Annotated in this window: 1 protein-coding gene; it reads left to right on the top strand. The window is 70.3% G+C overall.

The features are described from left to right. Positions 1 to 72: 72 nt before the first annotated feature. Positions 73 to 267, top strand: coding sequence for a hypothetical protein (locus ACK4SE_RS14395; protein ID WP_409694099.1), 195 nt, complete (start codon positions 73 to 75; stop codon positions 265 to 267). Positions 268 to 508: the final 241 nt, after the last annotated feature.

The raw sequence follows: 508 nt of genomic DNA on the forward strand, positions 1-508 counted from the left end.
GTCAGCGGCGCGCGACAGCGACAGACACGAATGCGATGACAGCGGCGGCAGCGCAGCGGCGGCGGCGCAGCGGTGGCGGCACAACGGTGGCGGCGCGGCAGCAGCAGCAGCATTCTCACCGGCCGGCGGCTGCGGGTGGGCGACAGCGAGGCCAGCGAGGCGGCGCGGCGGGTCTTCCTGAAGCGCGGCTATGCGGTGGTCGAGCGGCGCGACTTCGAGGTCGCGGGCGTGGCGATCCACAACTATGCGATGGAACGGCGGCTCTAGGATGCGCCTGCTCCTCCCCATTTTATGGGGAGGTGGATCGACGCCGTAGGCGGCGAGACGGAGGGGGCGGCGCTGTCGTCCGACGTCGAGTCGCCCCCTCCACCGCTACGCGGTCCCCCTCCCCGAACAGGTATCAGCAACTTTTTCCCTGACGCTGTCGCTGTTCGCAGCGGCGTTGTTCGCGTTCGTGATCGCGCTGTTCGCGTTCGCGGCGGGCGCGGGTTTCCTCGTCCGAGGTGGT

It is taken from the genome of Brevundimonas sp., assembly GCF_046293315.1.
Classification (GTDB): Bacteria; Pseudomonadota; Alphaproteobacteria; order Caulobacterales; family Caulobacteraceae; genus Brevundimonas.